Annotated in this window: 12 protein-coding genes and 1 pseudogene; 4 read left to right on the top strand and 9 right to left on the bottom strand. The window is 64.7% G+C overall.

Going from position 1 to position 17,363, the window contains the following annotated elements:
* The first annotated feature begins 100 nt into the window (after positions 1–100).
* Positions 101–1,567, top strand: coding sequence for a DUF5605 domain-containing protein (locus tag IDH44_RS14825; protein WP_190918930.1), 1,467 nt, complete (start codon positions 101–103; stop codon positions 1,565–1,567).
* A gap of 321 nt (positions 1,568–1,888) precedes the next feature.
* Here IDH44_RS14825 and IDH44_RS14820 read toward each other — a convergent pair whose 3' ends face one another.
* The 4 genes from IDH44_RS14820 to IDH44_RS14805 all read right to left on the bottom strand — a co-directional run bounded on the left by IDH44_RS14820 (position 1,889) and on the right by IDH44_RS14805 (position 7,051).
* Positions 1,889–2,608, bottom strand: coding sequence for a response regulator transcription factor (locus tag IDH44_RS14820; RefSeq protein WP_190918927.1), 720 nt, complete (start codon positions 2,606–2,608; stop codon positions 1,889–1,891).
* Between the two features lie 112 nt (positions 2,609–2,720).
* A complete protein-coding gene (pnpS, locus tag IDH44_RS14815; protein WP_190918926.1) occupies positions 2,721–4,526 on the bottom strand; it encodes a two-component system histidine kinase PnpS in 1,806 nt (601 codons plus the stop codon).
* Between the two features lie 4 nt (positions 4,527–4,530).
* Positions 4,531–5,508 carry a bile acid:sodium symporter family protein gene (locus tag IDH44_RS14810; RefSeq protein ID WP_190918924.1) on the bottom strand — a complete coding sequence of 326 codons (978 nt, stop codon included), beginning with the start codon at positions 5,506–5,508 and terminating at the stop codon, positions 4,531–4,533.
* A gap of 1 nt (position 5,509) precedes the next feature.
* Positions 5,510–7,051 carry a FumA C-terminus/TtdB family hydratase beta subunit gene (locus IDH44_RS14805; protein WP_190918922.1) on the bottom strand — a complete coding sequence of 514 codons (1,542 nt, stop codon included), beginning with the start codon at positions 7,049–7,051 and terminating at the stop codon, positions 5,510–5,512.
* 114 nt (positions 7,052–7,165) lie between these two features.
* Between IDH44_RS14805 and IDH44_RS14800 the strand changes: the two genes are divergently transcribed.
* The gene (locus IDH44_RS14800) at positions 7,166–8,302 is read left to right on the top strand and encodes a YfbR-like 5'-deoxynucleotidase (protein WP_190918919.1); all 1,137 of its coding nucleotides are present in this window, start codon (positions 7,166–7,168) and stop codon (positions 8,300–8,302) included.
* 122 nt (positions 8,303–8,424) lie between these two features.
* Here the strand turns inward: IDH44_RS14800 and IDH44_RS14795 are convergent, their stop codons facing one another.
* From IDH44_RS14795 to IDH44_RS14775, 5 genes are all read right to left on the bottom strand, one after another.
* The gene (locus IDH44_RS14795) at positions 8,425–8,781 is read right to left on the bottom strand and encodes a hypothetical protein (protein ID WP_190918917.1); all 357 of its coding nucleotides are present in this window, start codon (positions 8,779–8,781) and stop codon (positions 8,425–8,427) included.
* A gap of 311 nt (positions 8,782–9,092) precedes the next feature.
* Complete coding sequence (locus tag IDH44_RS14790) at positions 9,093–11,987, bottom strand: DEAD/DEAH box helicase (RefSeq protein ID WP_190918915.1); 2,895 nt, start codon at positions 11,985–11,987, stop codon at positions 9,093–9,095.
* Complete coding sequence (locus IDH44_RS14785) at positions 11,984–13,555, bottom strand: SWIM zinc finger family protein (RefSeq protein ID WP_190918913.1); 1,572 nt, start codon at positions 13,553–13,555, stop codon at positions 11,984–11,986. The genes IDH44_RS14790 and IDH44_RS14785 overlap by 4 nt, the downstream gene beginning before the upstream one ends.
* A gap of 204 nt (positions 13,556–13,759) precedes the next feature.
* Positions 13,760–14,845, bottom strand: a complete 1,086-nt coding sequence (locus tag IDH44_RS14780) for a hypothetical protein (protein WP_190918911.1) — start codon at positions 14,843–14,845, stop codon at positions 13,760–13,762.
* Positions 14,846–14,881: 36 nt separating this feature from the next.
* Positions 14,882–15,553 carry a tetratricopeptide repeat protein gene (locus IDH44_RS14775; RefSeq protein WP_190918909.1) on the bottom strand — a complete coding sequence of 224 codons (672 nt, stop codon included), beginning with the start codon at positions 15,551–15,553 and terminating at the stop codon, positions 14,882–14,884.
* Positions 15,554–15,691: 138 nt separating this feature from the next.
* On the opposite strand from IDH44_RS14775, the gene glsA reads away from it, so the two are divergent.
* Together glsA and IDH44_RS14765 are read left to right on the top strand one after the other, a co-directional pair.
* Positions 15,692–16,642 carry a glutaminase A gene (gene glsA / locus IDH44_RS14770; protein ID WP_190918907.1) on the top strand — a complete coding sequence of 317 codons (951 nt, stop codon included), beginning with the start codon at positions 15,692–15,694 and terminating at the stop codon, positions 16,640–16,642.
* Between the two features lie 174 nt (positions 16,643–16,816).
* Positions 16,817–17,359 (top strand): annotated as a pseudogene (locus IDH44_RS14765) (SDR family NAD(P)-dependent oxidoreductase); the annotation flags it as partial.
* Between the last annotated feature and the right edge of the window lie 4 nt (positions 17,360–17,363).

The raw sequence follows: 17,363 nt of genomic DNA, 5'->3' as shown, positions 1-17,363 counted from the left end.
GTTTCAACTAAATTTATATTTAATTAAAGTAAAAAATGTTTGTAATTTAGTTCTCTATCACAATTTTTTTACTTTTTTTTAGTTAGGAGGACATTTTCTTATGGTCAATCTTCAAAATGTGGAGCGATGGGGACGCTTTGAGCTTGCGCTCAGCGGACCAACTGGCGGTAATCCTTATGTAGATCAGTCGCTGCAAGGCGAATTTCGCTGCGGCGAGCATGTCGTCAAGGCGCCCGGTTTTTATGACGGGGACGGCATATACCGGGTCCGCTTCATGCCGGACCGAGAGGGCGAATGGTCGTATACGATAAGCGGCAGCGTCCCCGAGCTGAGCGCTACTGGATATTTCAATTGCTTGCCGCCGACCGGCGGCAATCGCGGTCCGGTCGGCGTCAGCTGCGCCGCGCAGTTCGCCTATGCCGACGGCACGCCGTACTATCCGTTCGGGACGACCTGCTATGCCTGGATCCATGTCGACGAAGCGCTGCAGACACAGACGCTGGAGACGCTGGCGCAGTCGCCGTTCAACAAAGTGCGCATGTGCGTGTTCCCGAAGCATTACGCCTTTAATTCCGCCGATCCGGACCACTTTCCGTTTGCTGCCCGCCAAGGCGGCGGCTTCGATCTCGAGCGCTTTGACCCGCGCTTTTTTGCCAAGCTCGAGAGGCGCGTTGCCGACCTGGAGGCGCTCGGCATTGAAGCAGACCTCATTCTTTTTCATCCCTACGACAAGGGGCGCTGGGGCTTCGACGCACTCGGCGCCGAGACGGATGCCCGCTATCTGCGCTATGTGATCGCCAGGCTCGCCGCCTTCCGCAACGTGTGGTGGGCGCTCGCCAACGAATACGACTTCGTCAAGGGGAAATCCATTCAAGATTGGGAGCGCTTGCTCGAAATAACCGCCGCGTCCGATCCGTACGGTCGGCTGCGCTCCATACACAACGGCACCAAGATGTACGATCATGCCAGCGTCAAGCTGTTCGACCACAATCATCCCGCCATTACGCATATGAGCGCACAGCATTGGGACGTGACGCTGCCGCCGATCTGGCACACCGCCTACGGCAAGCCGATCGTCGTCGACGAATGCTGCTACGAGGGGAACCTGCCGCAGCGCTGGGGCAATATTACAGGGCAAGAGATGACTCGCCGTTTTTGGGATGTGGTGGCCCGCGGCGGCTACTGCACGCATGGCGAGACGTTCGTGCACGAGCACGACGTGATCTGGTGGGCCAAGGGCGGGGTACTGCACGGAGAGAGTCCGGCGCGCATCGCCTTCCTGCGTCGCATTCTGGAGGAGGCGCCTGAGAGCGCGAGACGCATTCCCGAGGTGAACGATGTGCCGACGCTAGGTGTCGAGGGCGTTTATTATTTGCAGTATTTCGGCATTCACCGGCCGGCGTACCGCGTCCTGGAGCTGCCGGAGGGCGTCTATTTCAAAGCCGAAGTGATTGATACGTGGGCGATGACGATCCGTCCGGTAGAAGGCCTGCTCCATGGCTCGGTCCGCGTGGACCTGCCGGGACGCGAGTATATCGCGCTGCGGCTGACGCGGGTGCGGGCTTAGGCCCGGCCGTTGCCGACGCTGGCCCGCACCAAGACGAGCCCGACTCGGATCGTCCTTCGGCGGCCGTCACACGATCGACCCGTTTTCCCCGCACCTTACGGACATTTCTGTCCGTTGCAGATGACGAAACCCCGCGGATCGTCTTCTTGCGCCGCAATCGGGAGGCACGCCGGAGCGCGCGAACCGAATGCTCGAGAGGCGCGGCATTTCGGAGCCGGGTGTCGAGTGCGCGGGTCGTTTGCAGTATTTCGACCTGCGCCGGCCGCCGGTCCGTGTCCTGGATCTGCTCAGGCGAGCGGTAATTAAAAAAACTCGGATCCCTTAAAGCTGGGAACCGAGTCTTTTAGGCATGACCAGCTTGTAGCCGACGCCGCGGATCGATTCGATCTGCACCGATTGCTGACCGAGCTCGAGTTTTTTGCGCAGCGAGCTGACGTGCACATCGACGGTACGTTGACCGCCGATGTAATCGAAGCCCCAGACGACGTTCATCAGATCGTCGCGCGTGATGACGACGCCCGGACGCTGCACGAGGTAGAGCAGCACCTCGAATTCCTTGGGACGCAGCGGCACGGTCTCGCCGGCCAGCACGACCTCGTACTTCTCCGGATAGATCGAGAGCACCCCGGCGGTGATGACCTTATCCGGCTGGTCCGCCTCGCGCGCCTCCTCCGACTGCGAGCGCCGCAGCACTGCAGAGACCCGGGCCAGCAGCTCGGCCACGCCGAACGGCTTGGTGATATAGTCGTCCGCGCCGTGCTTGAGTCCCTGGACGACCTCCTCCTCCGCATTGCGCGCGGTCAAGATGATGACCGGCGTGCGGACGCCGCTCTGGCGCAGCTTCGTCAGAATTTCAAATCCGTTCATACCGGGCAGCATAATATCGAGCACGATCAGTTCGAATGCTTGTCCCAGCGCCGTCTGCAAGCCCTCGGCCCCGTGGTCGACGACCTTGACCTCGTACCCTTCCTGCGTCAGATTGTACGACAGCAGGCGAGCCAGCGTCGGTTCATCCTCTATGACGAGCACCTTTTGCGACATGTGAACCCCCAGACTCGCGATTCTTGCTGGATCGCGTGATTACGACTCCTGTGCGCTCCCCCTATTGTACCACGAAGCGCCATCCTCCAGCCAATGCGTCGCTGCCGCGCGGCTAGTGCAGCACCGGCAGCTCGAGGATGAAGGTCGAGCCGACCCCGACCTCGCTCTCGACCGCGATCGTGCCCTTGTGCAGCTCGACGAGATGCTTGACGATCGACAGGCCCAGACCCGTCCCGCCGGAGCTGCGCGAGCGCGCCTTGTCGACGCGGTAGAAGCGCTCGAAGATGCGCGGCAGGTCCTTCTTCGGTATGCCGATCCCGGTATCGGTGATGCGGATGCGGATCTGCTCGTAGTCGTCGCCTTCCTCTGCCGCGCGACCGCCGGTCCAGAGCGGCTCCGCCGTAATCGACACCTTGCCGCCCTCGGGCGTGTAATTGATGCCGTTGGTTAGCAAGTTCATCAGAATCTGCCGCAGCCGATCCTCGTCCGCTTCGACGTAGAGCCCCGGCGAGGCCTCCACCGAGAGCGCGATGCCCTTGCGCGCGGCCTCGGGTGCCACCAGCTCCACCGTGCGCGCGACGAACGTCGACAGCTCGATCGGCGAGAACTGCAGCGGCACGCGCCGCGACTCGACCTTGGACAGCTCGAGAATATCGCCGATGAGGCGATTGAGACGGTCGCTCTCGTCGTAGATGATCTGCAGGAAGGCGCGCGCGTGCTCGGGATCGTCGACCGCTCCGCCCAGCAGCGTCTCGGCGAAGCCCTTGACCGCCGCGACCGGCGTCTTCAGCTCATGCGACACATTGGCGACGAACTCGCTGCGCATCCGCTCCAGGCGGCGGATCGCCGACACGTCCTGCAGCACGAGCAGCACGCCGCCGAAGTCGTCCTTGCCGTGGAAGATCGGCACCAGGTTGAGCTCCAGCAGGCGCTCCTCCGGATAATAGAGTGTCATCTCGTCGCGGATGTGCTCCCGCGAGGCGAGCCCTTCCTCGATCAGCTGCGCCAGCTCGTACTGCTGCTTGGCCTCGCCGTAGTGGCGGCCCTCCAGCTCGCGCGCGGCGATGCCGAGCACCTCTTCGGCGCGGCGGTTCATGAGCACGACGACGCCGCTGCGGTCGATCATGACGATGCCGTTGATCATGTTGTCCAGCACGCTCTCCAGTTGATTCTCGTTCTGCCGGATGCGCTGCATCTGCTGCTGCAGACTGTCCGCCATCGCATTGATCGATTGGCCGAGCTCGCCGACCTCGTCCGACTTGATGACCGGGACCCGCGCCTGGTAGTCCATGTTTTTGATCCGCTTGGCCACGCGCGAGATCTGCTCCAGCGGTCGCGTCAGGCCGCGCGCGATCTGATAGCTGACGAGCGCCGCCACCGCGAACAGCACGAGCAGTCCGCCGATCAGCACCGCCCACAGTCGGCGAATGCTCGCATCGACCTCGCTGAGGCTCATCGCCACCCGCAGCACGGCCGAATCGGCGCTGGCGGGGTCGAGCGGGATCGCGACGTACATCAAGTTCTCGCTCGTCGTCTCGCTGCGCCGGATCGCCCGGCCGATCCCCGACCGCTTGGCTTCGACGATCTCCTCGCGCAGCGCGTGATTCTCCATCGTCTCGGGGGCATGGTCCGAATCCCCGAGCACGACGCCGTCGCCGCGCACGAACGTCACGCGCTCGCCGGTGATCGCCCGGAGCCGGTCTGCCCGCTCGGTATAATAATCGAACAATTGCTCCGGCTGACCGGTGCGCCACTGGATCGTCGACAGGATAATGTTCATCTCGCGCACCATGCTGTCCTGCAGCGCATCCAGATGATTATCGCGAAACGTCTTGGCCATAAACAGACCGGCCGTCAGCACCGACAAGCCGATCAACCCGACAAAAATTAGCGTCAAGCGTACACGGAAGCTGTTCATAAGGTTATCGTACCTGCCCCGATGTCATTTTGCCAGACCTCGAAATGTTAAGTTTTCGTAAAATGTAATGATGCAGCGTCGCCGCCGGCTGCTGGATCAAAATGCCGAGCACGACCGGCACGGCGGTGAGCGGACTGAAATAGCCAAGCGCCAGCACGATGCCGAGCGAGATGTTGCGCATGCCGGCCGCGTACGAGATCGTCACGGTCAGCTCGCGGCTCCTCGAGCGCCACACCCCCGCCATCCCGACCGCGTAGCAGAGCCCGACCAGCACGAGCACGACCGGCACGAGCCGCAGCATGTCGCTGCGCAGCTCCTCCACATACGGCGCAATCGCCGCCGCATTGAGCGCTACGACCGAGGCGAAGCACAGCTTGGAGATCGGCGCCGCCACCGGCTTGACCGCGCCGGCGATGCGGCCGCGGCTCGCCTGATGGAGAAGAACACCGAGCGCGGTCGGAGCGACGACGATCAGCACCAGATCGGACATGATGCGCGACGTGTCGACCTCCACCCCGGTGCCGAACAGCAGATGGATGCCGGCCGGCACCACGAGCGGACTGAGCGCCGAGTCCAGCACGACGAGCGCCAGCATGAGCGGCACGCTGCCCCCGGAGAGCCCGACCCAGATGACGGAGGAGACGCCGAGCGGGATGATCGTGAACAGAACGAAGCCGACGACATACGGCGAATCGGCGCCGAAGATGGCGGCGCCGAGGCCGTAGGCCGCCAGCGGCAGGACGATATGGGCGAGCACCAGCGTCCACAGCATCGGCAGCGGACGGGCTACGACCTGGCGGAGCTGCTTGAGTCCGCAGTCGAGCGCCATCGTCAGAGTGACGAAGGCGAACAGGTACGGCACCGCATCTACGAGCCGCACGAGCGGCCGGTGCAGCACGAAGCCGAGCACGAGCACGGCGGGGATGATCAGGAACATCCACTGCTCGAAGCGCCGGTTGAAGGCCAGTCCCAGCTCGCGCATGCTACGCGAAGACCGGGTCCTTGAATTGCGCCAGCTTCGCCTTGGAATCGCGCTCCACCTCGGCATGCAGGCTGTTGCCGTGCGCATCCATCGTCACGATGGCCGCGAAGTCCCGGGTCTGCAGATGCCACATCGCTTCGGGAATGCCGAATTCCATAAAATCGACGCTGTTGACATGGGTGAAGCACTCTGCGTAATACTGCGCCGCTCCGCCGATGGCGTTGAGGTAGACGGCGCCGTGCTCCTGCAGCGCGGCCAGCGTCTTGGCGCCCATGCCGCCCTTGCCGATGACGGCGCGAATGCCGAATTTCTTGAGAATATCGCCTTGATACGGCTCCTCGCGGATGCTCGTCGTCGGACCCGCCGCCTTCACCTGCCAGGTGTCGCCGTCCTTCATCATGACCGGGCCGCAGTGATAGATGACCGCGCCATTCAGGTCAACAGGCGAATCGTGGTCCATCAGATGCTTGTGCAAGGCGTCGCGGCCGGTATGCATCTCCCCGCTCAGGATGACGATGTCGCCGACGCGCAGGTCGCGCACCTGCTCCTCGGTCAGCGGCATCGTCAGCCGCACCTCGCGGCGCTCGCTCTGCTGCGCATCGGCAGCGGCGGCCGCGCCCTGCTCCTCGGCCATCGACACCTCGGTGCCCTCGGGATAGAGCCACGCCTTCAGATCGCCCGTCTGCGCGTTCAGCAGCACGCCCTGGCGGCGATACGCCCAGCAATTGTAGGCGACCGAGACGAAAAAGCTCGCCGGCAGCCGGTTCATGACGCCGATCTTGCAGCCGAGCAGCGTCACCTCGCCGCCGAAGCCCATCGTGCCGATGCCGAGCCGGTTCGCCTTGTCCATGACGTAGTCCTCCAGCTTGCGCAAGTCCTCGTGCGGATTGACGTCGTCGACGCGGCGGAAGAGCTGCTGCTTGGCGAGCTCATAGCCGGTCGTGCGGTCGCCGCCGATGCCGACGCCGATGAAGCCGGCGCTGCAGCCCTGCCCCTGCGCCTGATAGACCGCATGGAGGATGCATTTTCGGATGCCGTCGAGGTCGCGTCCGGCCTTGCCCAGTCCTTCCAGCTCGGCCGGCAGGCTGTATTGAATGTTTTTGTTCTCGCAGCCGCCGCCCTTGAGGATGAGCCGGATGTCGATGTCCGGCTTGTCCCATTGCTCGAAGTGGATGACCGGCGTGCCGGGACCGAGATTGTCGCCGCTGTTGGCGCCGGTGAGCGAATCGACCGAATTGGTGCGCAGCTTGCCGTCCTTGGTGGCCCGCGCGATTGCGGCACGTATCTGGTCTTTCATGATGAGCTGGTTGGCGCCGACCGGCGTATGCACGACGAAGGTCGGCATGCCCGTATCCTGACAGATCGGCGAGACGTTGCACTCCGCCATCTCGATGTTGCGCCCGATGGTCGACAGCGACAGGCCGGCGCGCGTCGCCGCATCCTCCGAGGCCCGCGCCGCCTTGATGGTCTGACGGACGTCGCCGGGCAGATTGGTCGACGTTTCGACGATTAACCGGTATACACTTTCTTCGAATTGCTGCATCGCGTTATGCTTCCTCTCTGCTATGATTTTATTATGAATCGCATTGCCTATATAATAGCATAGAACCCGTCCTGCGCACCTGCATGCGCGCGGCGTAAGGAGGAGATTGCGGACATGAACAACGGACAATTCACCAAAACGATCATCCAGATGCAATACGTGCCGCGCTGGAGCGAGCACGCGCCGCGCTATCGCGACAGCGCCGCCAGCCACAGCTTCCGGTGCGCCGCGCTGGCCGTGCTCGTCGGCCTCATCCACGAGCGGGTGCTGCAGCAGCCGCTCGACCGGCTCGAGCTGACCGCCAAGGCGCTGCTGCACGATCTCAACGAGACCGAGACCGGCTCGATCAAGCACGTCACCAAAAAAGACGCGCGCGTGAGCGATCATATCCGCGCCTTCGAGCGCGACGTCAATACGCGTCTGGTCACCTATTTGTCGAATTCGGTAAGGCCGTTTTTTCGCGTCTACATCGAGCAGGCCGAGGACGCTTCCCCGACCGGACGGCTGGTGGACGCGATCGATTCGTTCGACGCGATGATGTTCTGTCACCGCGAGTCGATGCACGACACGAATCCCTATTTTCATCGCCGCTACGAGCAGCTGCGCGAGGAGATGCGCGGCTGCCCGCTGCCGGCGATCGCCTGGCTGGCCGAGGAATACGACAAGCGCGAGGGCGTGTTCGAATTTTGCGGCCATCTGCTCAATCTGGACAACATCGAGCGCTGGAACGGCAATTTCAACCTCGTCCCCGACAACGACGCCACCCATTCGTTCCGCGTGGCGGCGCTGGCGCTGTTCAACGGCCTGCTCGAGCGCGAGCGCTTCGGCCGCGAAGGGCTCGACGTCGATCGCCTGCTGAGCAAGGCGATCCTGCACGACGTCAGCGAGTCGCTGAGCGGGGACGTGAAGGGCACCTTCAAGCACTCGCAGCCCGCGGTCAAGCAGGCGTTCGAAGCGTACGAGCATGAGCTCGCCCTGCGCATCGTCCACCGGCTCCCGGAGGCGCTGCGCACGGACATGGAAGGCTATATGGTCGCCAAGGACGGCACGTACGAGGGCGACCTCGTCGACGTCACGGACAAGCTGGACGCGCTGATCAAGGCCAACCTGGAAATGCGCAACAACCCGCACTATGCCAAGACGTACTACGAGCAGCTGACGATGATCCAGCGCCGCTTCGAGCAGCCTTGCGTCATCTTCTTCCTCGCTTATATCCTGCACGATCTGACCTACGCCAGCTTCGTGCGCTGACCGGGCGTGCCGGCGCGGTGTCGAGGGCCGCGGGGTCCGAAGCGCGTTTGCTTATGCTCGACCGCATTTTCGGACACGCCGGCCTGTTCACCTGGCCTTCTGTCTTGCCTGGCCCCCGCGCGTCATTCGCCCGGGGTACCAGGCCCCGGGCGCAGCTCCAGCACCGCCTCGCGCACCGCGCGGTACAGCGCCTCCCACTCCGGGGCCGAGGCGCCCTCCGCCGGCGCCTGATCTGCCGGCGCGCCCGCCTGCGGCTCGGGATGCGTCTCCACATGCGTCTGTCGGGACGCGTCCGCCTGCCGCTCGGCATCCGTCCGGCCGTGCGTCTCGCGGGACGCTCCTGCCCCGGATTGCCGGAGTGCACCAGCGCCGGATTGCCGGGATGCGGAGGCCGCCGCCAACGGGCGGCGGCCCGGCGGCTGCGCGGCTGACGTTGGGGCTGACGACGCGGCTGACGGTTGTTGCTCCTGCTCGGACATGGCTGTCAGTTCTCCCTTCCTCTGAACCTTTTCCATCCTGTGGGCTAGAGATTACTACTGGGCTACCGATCGCTACGGGACTACCGATCATTAAGGACTAACGGTTGCCAGCGCGCTTATTTCGATCCATTTCAGGCAATTCCCAGGCTAGCGGTTGCCACGGCGCTTATTTGCTCAAATTATGCCTTTTTCTATTGATTTTACGAACATAAGCCCTGTGGCAACCGTTAGGTTCGTTGGCGAATGGTAGAGGGACGGATAGGATCGGTTTCAATCGCATCCACGCATCCAATTATTCTGTAATACACGCCTTAGCGATCTGCCCAGCTGCGGCGCAGGGTGAAGAGCTCGCTCAGCTCGTCGCGCGAGAGCTCGGTAATCCAGTTCTCCGACCGGCCGACGACCTGCTCGCTCAGCGACTGCTTGCCGGCGATCATCTCGTCAATCTTCTCCTCCAGCGTCCCCAGGGTGACGAACTTGTGCACCTGCACGTCGCGGGTCTGGCCGATGCGGAAGGCGCGGTCGGTCGCCTGATTCTCCACGGCCGGATTCCACCAGCGGTCGTAGTGGAAGACATGATTGGCCGCGGTCAGATTGAGCCCGGTGCCGCCGGCCTTGAGCGACAGCACAAACGCGCAGGCCGGCTGATCGGGATCCTGGAACGCCTCGATCATCGTATCGCGATCGGCCTTGGGCACGCCGCCGTGCAGGTAAGGGACCGGGATCCCGAGCTGCTCGGCAAGCCGGCGCTGCAGCGTCCGGCCCATGCCGACGAACTGGGTGAAGATCAGGCAGCGCTCGCCGCGCTGGGCAATCTCCTCCACCATCTCAAGCAGCCGCGAGAGCTTGTTGGAGCGCGCCTCCGACCATTGCGACGCCGCGCCGGCCGGTTCCTTGCGCATCAGCGCCGGATGGTCGCAGAGCTGCTTGAGCCGCGTCAGCGTGGCCAGGATCAGGCCGCGCCGCCGCAGCGGCGACAGCGTATCGAGCTGCTCCATCAGCCCCGCGACCGTCGATTCGTAGAGCGAGCCTTGCTCGGCGGTCAGCGACACATAGACGCGGGCCTCCTGCTTATCCGGCAGCGACAGCCGGATCGCCGGGTCCTGCTTGACGCGCCGCAGCATGAACGGCTCGACCCACTTGCGCAGCCTGGCGATCGTCTGGTCGTCGCGCAAGCGCTCGATCGGCTGCACGACCTCGCGCCGGAATTCGGGCAGCGAGCCCAGATAGCCCGGATTCATGAAGTCGTGGATCGACCACAGCTCGGTGAGCCGATTCTCCATCGGCGTCCCGGTGAGCGCGATGCGGTGACGGGCGCGCAGCTTGCGCACCGCCGCCGACTGCTTGGTGTACACATTCTTGATGTTCTGCGCCTCGTCCAGGCAGAGCGCGTCCCATCGCATCCCGCCGAGCTCCTCTTCGTCGAGCGGTGCGAGCGCGTACGAGGTGATGACCAGATCCGCCTGGCGTGCCTCCTCTGCGAAGTCCTCGCCGCGCGTGCGCCGCGGGCCGTAGTGCACCATGACCCGCAGCGTAGGGGCGAAGCGCTGCAGCTCCTTCTCCCAGTTGCCGATGACCGAGGTCGGGCAGATCAGCAGCGACGGCGAAGCGGGCTCCTCCGACTCGCGCTGGCCGATGACATGCAGCAGGTAGGCGGTGAATTGCACCGTCTTGCCCAGTCCCATATCGTCGGCCAGGCATCCCCCGAGGCCGAAGCGGCGCAGAAAGGCGAGCCACGAGACACCCTCGAGCTGGTACGGCCGCAGCTCGCCGCGCAGCGTCTGCGGCGCGTCCACGAGCGGCAGCTCATTCAACGATTGCAACTGGTCGAGCCAACTGCGCAGGTGACTGTTGAGCTCGACCTCGGCGGCGATGCGCTGCTGCGCATCCGGATCCAAGTCTTCTTCCTGCGACGCCGCGCCGCGCAGATGCAGCTCCATCACCTCGCCGAGCGTCAGCTCGCCCCCGCTCCGACGGCGCTGCATCCACTCGCGCAGCCGCTCCAGGTCGCGCGGATCGAGATGGACCCATTCATTGCCGAAGCGCGCCAGACGTTGATCGCGCTCGACCATATCCCGGAATTGCGCCTCGCTCAGATCGAGGTCGCCGATCGCCAGCTTCCAGTCGAACTGGATGATCGCATCCAGGCCGAAAACCGGGGCTTCGGCGGAGCCGACCGACGACTTGACCTTGGCCTTGAGCCGCAGCTTGCGCCGGCGCGCCGCCTCCCACCAACCCGGCAGCAGGATCGAGCAGCCGGCCTCGAGCAGCAACCGGCTGCCGCGCTCGAGGAAGGTCCACGCCTGCCGCTCCTCGAGCTGCTCGCGGGGCAGGCCGTCGTCTTGCAGCAGCTCCGGCTCGCTCGCCAGCGCCTGCTGCCACTTGCGGCCTTCCTTGGCCATTCGCGCGGCGACATCGCGTGTCCAGCTTTTGGGCAGCGGCTCCTCCGCCTCCCAGCTGCCGCCCGCTTCGCGCAGCGCATACAGTCGGTCCGGCGCCTCTCTGTCCTGCAGCACGACCCGCAGACGCCAGCCCTGCGCCTCCTCCGGCTCCAGCAGCTGGAGCATGACCCGGAACGGCGTCTCGTCGCGCTTCCAGCCGAGCGCGACCCACCAGTCCTCCTCGTCGCGGTAGCTCTGCGCTCCGCGGCCGGCAGCCGGCAGCGCCGCCACGCGCCGCTGCGCGCGCTCGCCCTCGAGGCTCCGTCCGAGCGCCTCCTCGACCGCCAGCGCGAGCCACTGCTCGGCCAAGGCCGGCTCCAGCCCGCTCTCGGCCGCCGCCGCTTGCCATTGCCGGTAGCGCGCGCCGGCGGCGTCCTCCAGATGCAGCTGCCAGCGGCCCGCCCGGCGCGACCAGCCCGCCATGCTCGGTGCAAAAGCGCCGGCGACGAGCGCCTCCCGGATCAAGCGCGCCGCCTCGCACAACTGCCGGAGCTGCGGCGACCACTCGGCGCGCAGCAGCAGCGACGAGGCCGGATCGGCCAGATAATCGGCCGCCAGCAGCGGCGTCAGCAAGAGCCCGCTCTGACCGCCGATCGCATGCTCCTCGACCTCGGCGCCGTACCAGGAGCCGCTATGCCAAGCGAAGAGCACATGCTTGAGCCGCTGGATCGGCCCGTTCCACTGCGGCGCATGCAGCCATACGCCTTCGCCCGCGAGCCAGCCGCCCTCCAGCCGCTGCGCCGCGGCAGCTTCCGCTTCCTTCATTGCAGCACCTTCCCCTTCCACAGCTCTTCCTGCAGCGCCCGCAGCCGCGCGTAGCGCTGCGCCAGCGCGTCCACATACCGCTCCCAGCGCTCCGCCGCGCCGTGCGCCCGGTACAGCTTCTCCAGACGCTTGAGCAGCTTGGCCGCGGTGCGGTAGCCTTGACGATTGCGCGCGTGGATCGCCTCGTCGACCGCCTGATGATAGAGCGGGATCAGCACCTCGCCCGCGGCTCGGCTCACGGCCCGCAGCTCCTGCACATCCAGCTCGTCTGGCCGCACGCCCACGTACATCTGGAGATCAGCCCACTCCCGATACTGTCTCGTCTCCAGCCAATGCGCCGCCAGCTCCTGATAGGCAACCGGCAGGAAATGCACCATCCGGGCGCACCAGTCGGTCTCGCCCGGCTCGCGCAGGTCGGCCTTGCGGCAGAGCTGAAAATACGGCCGCAGGATGACCGCGTTGCGGCAGGCCGCGAGCTGCTCGTGCAAATAATCCATCCACAGCCCGAAGCGCGGCCAGTCCCGCACCTCGAGCCGCTGCTCGGCAAAGCCGTAAACCAGCTCGGTGCAACGGTCGAAATCGGCATCGGCCAGGCGCGCGACCGCCGCTTCGTCCCGCTGCGCGGCCACGTCGAGCGCGGCCAGAGCGGCCTGCACGAAGGTATATCCCTTGCTTCCTCGCTCCGCGCCGACCGCTGCCCGCTCCAGCTCCGCCTGCTCGCGGATCCGCCACTCGTCCTGTCCGGCCAGACGCTCCCACAGCACATGATAGAGCAGATCCCACCGCAGCAGCGAAGGACCGCTCAGCAGCGCCCGCCGCCGCAGCGCCGCCAGCAGCGCCTCGACCCATGCCTCGTCGTCCGCAGGAAGCACCCGGGAATCAACCTCGACGGCCAATTCGTTGAATTGCAGAATCCAGGGATCGACCGTGCGGGTAAACGACATTTCATAATAGTAACGGCTATACGGGTCGGTCGCTGCGTAAGCCAATTCCACCTGCTCGAGCACAAATTCGATCGCATGCAGCCAGTGCAGCCGCTGCCGCCGCTTCTCCCAATCCCGCGCCGTGCCCTTGAGCTCCGTAAGCACCGCAGACATCGGATGCACCGACTGGCGGCATTGCTTCCAGGCCGCGCCGAAGGCCGCCTCGAACCAGGCTCGCCACGCCTCCGGTCCGTCTGCCCGATCCGGACGGTTCGGATCGCTCGCGGCCGGCGCCGGCGGTGCGGGCGTCACGTCGCCGGTCGCACGCAGATAGATCGTCTCCGCGTCCTCGCCCGCATTTGCCGCATAGGCGAAAAATACGGCCGCCATGTGCTTGCAGTAGCCTTCGTAGGGACAGGAGCAGCGGCTGTACGGATAATGGTCCGCATCCAGCACTACCCCGTACACCTTGCTGCCGTCCACCGCACCATATACGGTGCGGTCGTCGACGACCTCGAAGGTCAGCACCTTGCGAGCCCGGTAATACTCCCATCCGCGCGATATAATATGGCGAGGCAGATGCACGGCCATCTGCTCCTCCAAATAGACCAACCGCTCGTCGGCCAATCGAATCGGCGTATCCACCTTGACCCACTCCGTTCATTTTGAGGCATCTTATTATTATATCAATCCCGGGGCATGAACGCCAAGTCCGAAGCCGCAAGCCAAATAATCGGCTGCCGAAAGGGAGAAGCGCACCAGCCGGCCGGAGTGGCCGAACGCAAAAGAGGACAGCCTTCAAAGCTGTCCTGGTGTGGTGTACGGCGGCTTTCCTTTTGTACCGCTGTGTTACGCACGCTGGCGAAAAGCCAGATAAACGGCGGTGCCGGCAAGGGCCGCGACCACCGCGGTGGCGAGCGCATACCACGCGCCGAGCCCGCCTGCGGCAGCCTCCTCCTCGGTGACAAGCGCCAGGATATAGCGGTCGATCGGCTGTCCCGCGGCGTCAACCATGCTGGCCACAGGATCGATCGAGACGGGGATGAAGGTCTTGCGGAGCTTCTCGCCGCCGACGTCGATGCTCGCCTCGGCCGGCTCGCCTTCCGTATAGACCGTGCGCACCAGCTCCGCGTCGAATGCGCTCGTATACGTATAGCTGCCGTAGATCACAGGCTGCGTCGTGATATGCCCCAGCTCTTCGCCCGCTTCGGTGCGCGTCATCACTTCGCCGCTCTCGAAGGTGGCCGGATTGAGGACGGCGATCTCGCGCAGCCCCTCGTGCCCGGCGATCGTCTGCTCGATGATGCGGTCGACGCCGGTCAGCGCCTCGTACTCGGCCTGAATATCATAGCTCACGTACGGATCGATGATGTAGTTGGTCGAGCCGTCGTAGTAGTAGCCCCACTTCCGCACCTTGCTCGTGTCGGAGGTCGCCAGTTCGAACGGGCCGGTCCAAAAATTGGGCAGCGACTGCCCCCAGTCGATCGTGACCTCGCGCCGTTCGAACAATTGCACGAATGCGTCGTGCCACGGGTCCCAAGATTTGGTGCTGACGCCGAGCTGCTTCGGATCGGACGAGCGGTACAGCACGATATCGTCCTTGGTCCGCTTGAGCAGCGTGATATGCAGCACGCCTAGCTTGGCGCTGAGCTCCACGAGCTGCTCGTTGGTCACCATCTCGATGTCGGGATCGAGCGCATATTGCGCCGCGATCGCCGCAGTGCGCAGCTGCCGGCCGATCATATCCTGATGCTTCTCGGCGCCTTGGCGCGCTTGTTCGATCGACAGCTCCAGCTGCCGGGCGACCGCGCCTAGCTCATGCGACCGCCCCTGCTCCAGCGCGCGGCTCGCAATCGCGTACGTCCATGCATTGTTGAGCCCGAGCAGCACAAGGACGGCCGCGCCAAGCGCAGCCAGGGTGCGATAGCGGATCATCTATGCATCTCTCCCTGATGTTGATTCGCGGGCGCTTCACGCCAGCTTGCGCAAGCGGCTGCGCAGCGCCCATCTCCGTTCCTGGCGCCGCTTGTACTTGGGCAGCGCGCGATACAGCTCGACCGCTTCGTCGTAGGCGCGCGCCGCCTCCTCGCGGCGTCCGAGCTGCCGGTACAGCTCGCCCATCCGGTAGTAGGCCTCGCACGAGGACGACTGGATCTCCCGGAATTCGTCCAGCGCCGCCAGCGCCCGATCCGGGTCCTGCTTCGCATAGTGCGCCGCCAGCCTCAGGTAAGGCCGACCGTACTTGACGCGCGGATTGAGCGCCAGCGCGCGCCGAATCGATGCCTCGCCTTCTTGCGGACGGCCGGTGTGCAGCTGCACGGTCCCGAGATCGTCCCAATACTCCGCCGAATGCGCCATCGCTTCGCCGATCTCGTCCATATAGACCTGCGCCTCGCGGTATCGCTTGCGCTCGATCAGCAGCCGCGCCGCGTCCAGACGCGCGCTCACGTCGCTTGCATTGAGCAGGATCTGCTGCTTCAGCCGGGCCAGCTGCCGGCGGCGCCGCAGCGGGCGCAGCAGGCTGGGCGAGAGCCCGATATAGCGGCGGTCGATGATGTACAGGATGACCAGCAGCACGATGATCGCGATGAACGGATTGCCGAATATCCACCATAACAACGGAAACAGCAAAAATTTTCCCATTGATTCCTCCTAAGCCCCGATCCGGTTCTTGCAAGTTTCTTTATCATACCATAATTCGCTGCGCGCGTCCTCTGCCGAAGTGGAAGCGCGCGGCGCAAAAGCGTAAAATAAGGCCATATCGCTGTCCAAGGAAGGAAGATGTCTATGAAATCGCAATGGCAAATCATCGAAGAACAGCTCGACGAGCTCGTGCAGGCCAGCCGCCGGCATGCGGCCTTCGGCGCCGTGCCCCGATACATCCCCGAGCTGGCCAGCGCCCCGGCCGAAGCGCTGGGCATCACGATCTGCGATCTGGAGGGCCGCACGGTCAGCAGCGGCGACTGCGGGCTCTCGTTCACCATGCAGAGCATCTCCAAGGTGTTCACGCTGCTGCTCGCCTTGATGGACAACGGCGAAGACGGCGTATTCGCCCGCGTCGGCATGGAGCCGAGCGGCGACGATTTCAATTCCATGCTGAAGCTCGAGCTCGTCGAGCCCGGCAAGCCGTTCAATCCGCTCATCAACGCCGGCGCCATCGCGGTCACTGCTCTGATTCACGGCGATACGCCCGAGGCCAAGAGCGCGCGCATCGCCGCGTTTTTTCGCACGCTGGCAGGCGGCTCGGATCTGACGTGCAACGAAAGCGTCTATCTCTCGGAGAAACGCACGGCCCATCGCAATCGCTCGCTGGCGTATTTCCTGATGGACAACGACGTGCTCGACCCGAGCACCGACGTCGAGGAGCTGCTGGATGTCTACTTCCGCCATTGCGCCATCGAAGCGACCTGCGCGGACCTGGCGCGGATGGCGCTCGTGCTCGCCTCGGGCGGCATCGACCCGGACAGCGGCGCCCAGCTCGTGCCGCGGCGCTACGTGCAGATTGCCAAGACGTTCATGAGCTCTTGCGGCATGTACAACGCCTCCGGCGAGTTCGCGATCCAGGCCGGCATCCCCGCCAAGAGCGGCGTCGCCGGCGGCATCCTCGCGCTCGTGCCCGGCCGCTACGGCATCGGGGTGATCGGGCCCGCCCTCAACCGCAAAGGCAACAGCACGGCCGGCGTCCATCTGCTCGAACGCTTGTCGCAGGCACATGAATGGAGCATGTTCTGAACCCATAACGCCGCCAAGGCTTTGCGTTGCGTGGCGGTGCTGGCGGCGTGATGGCGCCGGGAGGCGGGCGCGGGCGGGGCGCAGGCAGCGCAAGGGACGGCGCGAGGGTGAGGGCGGGGCCTTCGTGTGGGCGGCGCGAGGGTGGGCCCAGTGCATCACGATGGCAGCATGAGGGCGATCATCACCGGCGGCGACAGCGGCATCGGCCGCGCCGTAGCAATCGCCTACGCCAAGGAAGGTGCCAGCGTAGCCATCGTCTACCTGGACGAGCACGACGCCGCCGCCGAGACGAAGCGACTCGTCGAGCAGAGCGGCGCACAGGCCAGTGCGCCGAACGGGCCGCGCTGCCTGCTGATCGCCGGCGACATCGGCGACGAAGCATTCTGCGGCAAGGTCGTTCAGGACACCGTAGCCGCCTTAGGCGGGCTCGACATCGTCGTCAACAACGCGGCGGAGCAGCATCCGCAGGACAAGCTCGAGGACATCAGCGCCGAGCAGCTCGTGCGCACCTTTCAGACCAACGTATTCGGCATGTTCCATCTCGCCAAAGCGGCCCTGCCGCATCTGCAGCAGGGCGCTTCGATCATCAATACGACGTCGGTGACGGCCTACCGCGGCAGCGCCAATCTGCTCGACTATTCGTCGACCAAAGGCGCCATCGTCGCCTTCACGCGCTCGCTGGCCGTCAACAAGGCCGCCGAGGGCGTCCGCGTCAACGGCG

This window comes from Paenibacillus sabuli (assembly GCF_014705605.1).
In the GTDB taxonomy this organism is placed as follows: Bacteria; Bacillota; Bacilli; order Paenibacillales; family Paenibacillaceae; genus Paenibacillus_D; species Paenibacillus_D sabuli.
The sequence above is the reverse complement of the archived record's forward strand: the minus strand, read 5'-3'. Positions and strand labels throughout refer to the sequence as shown.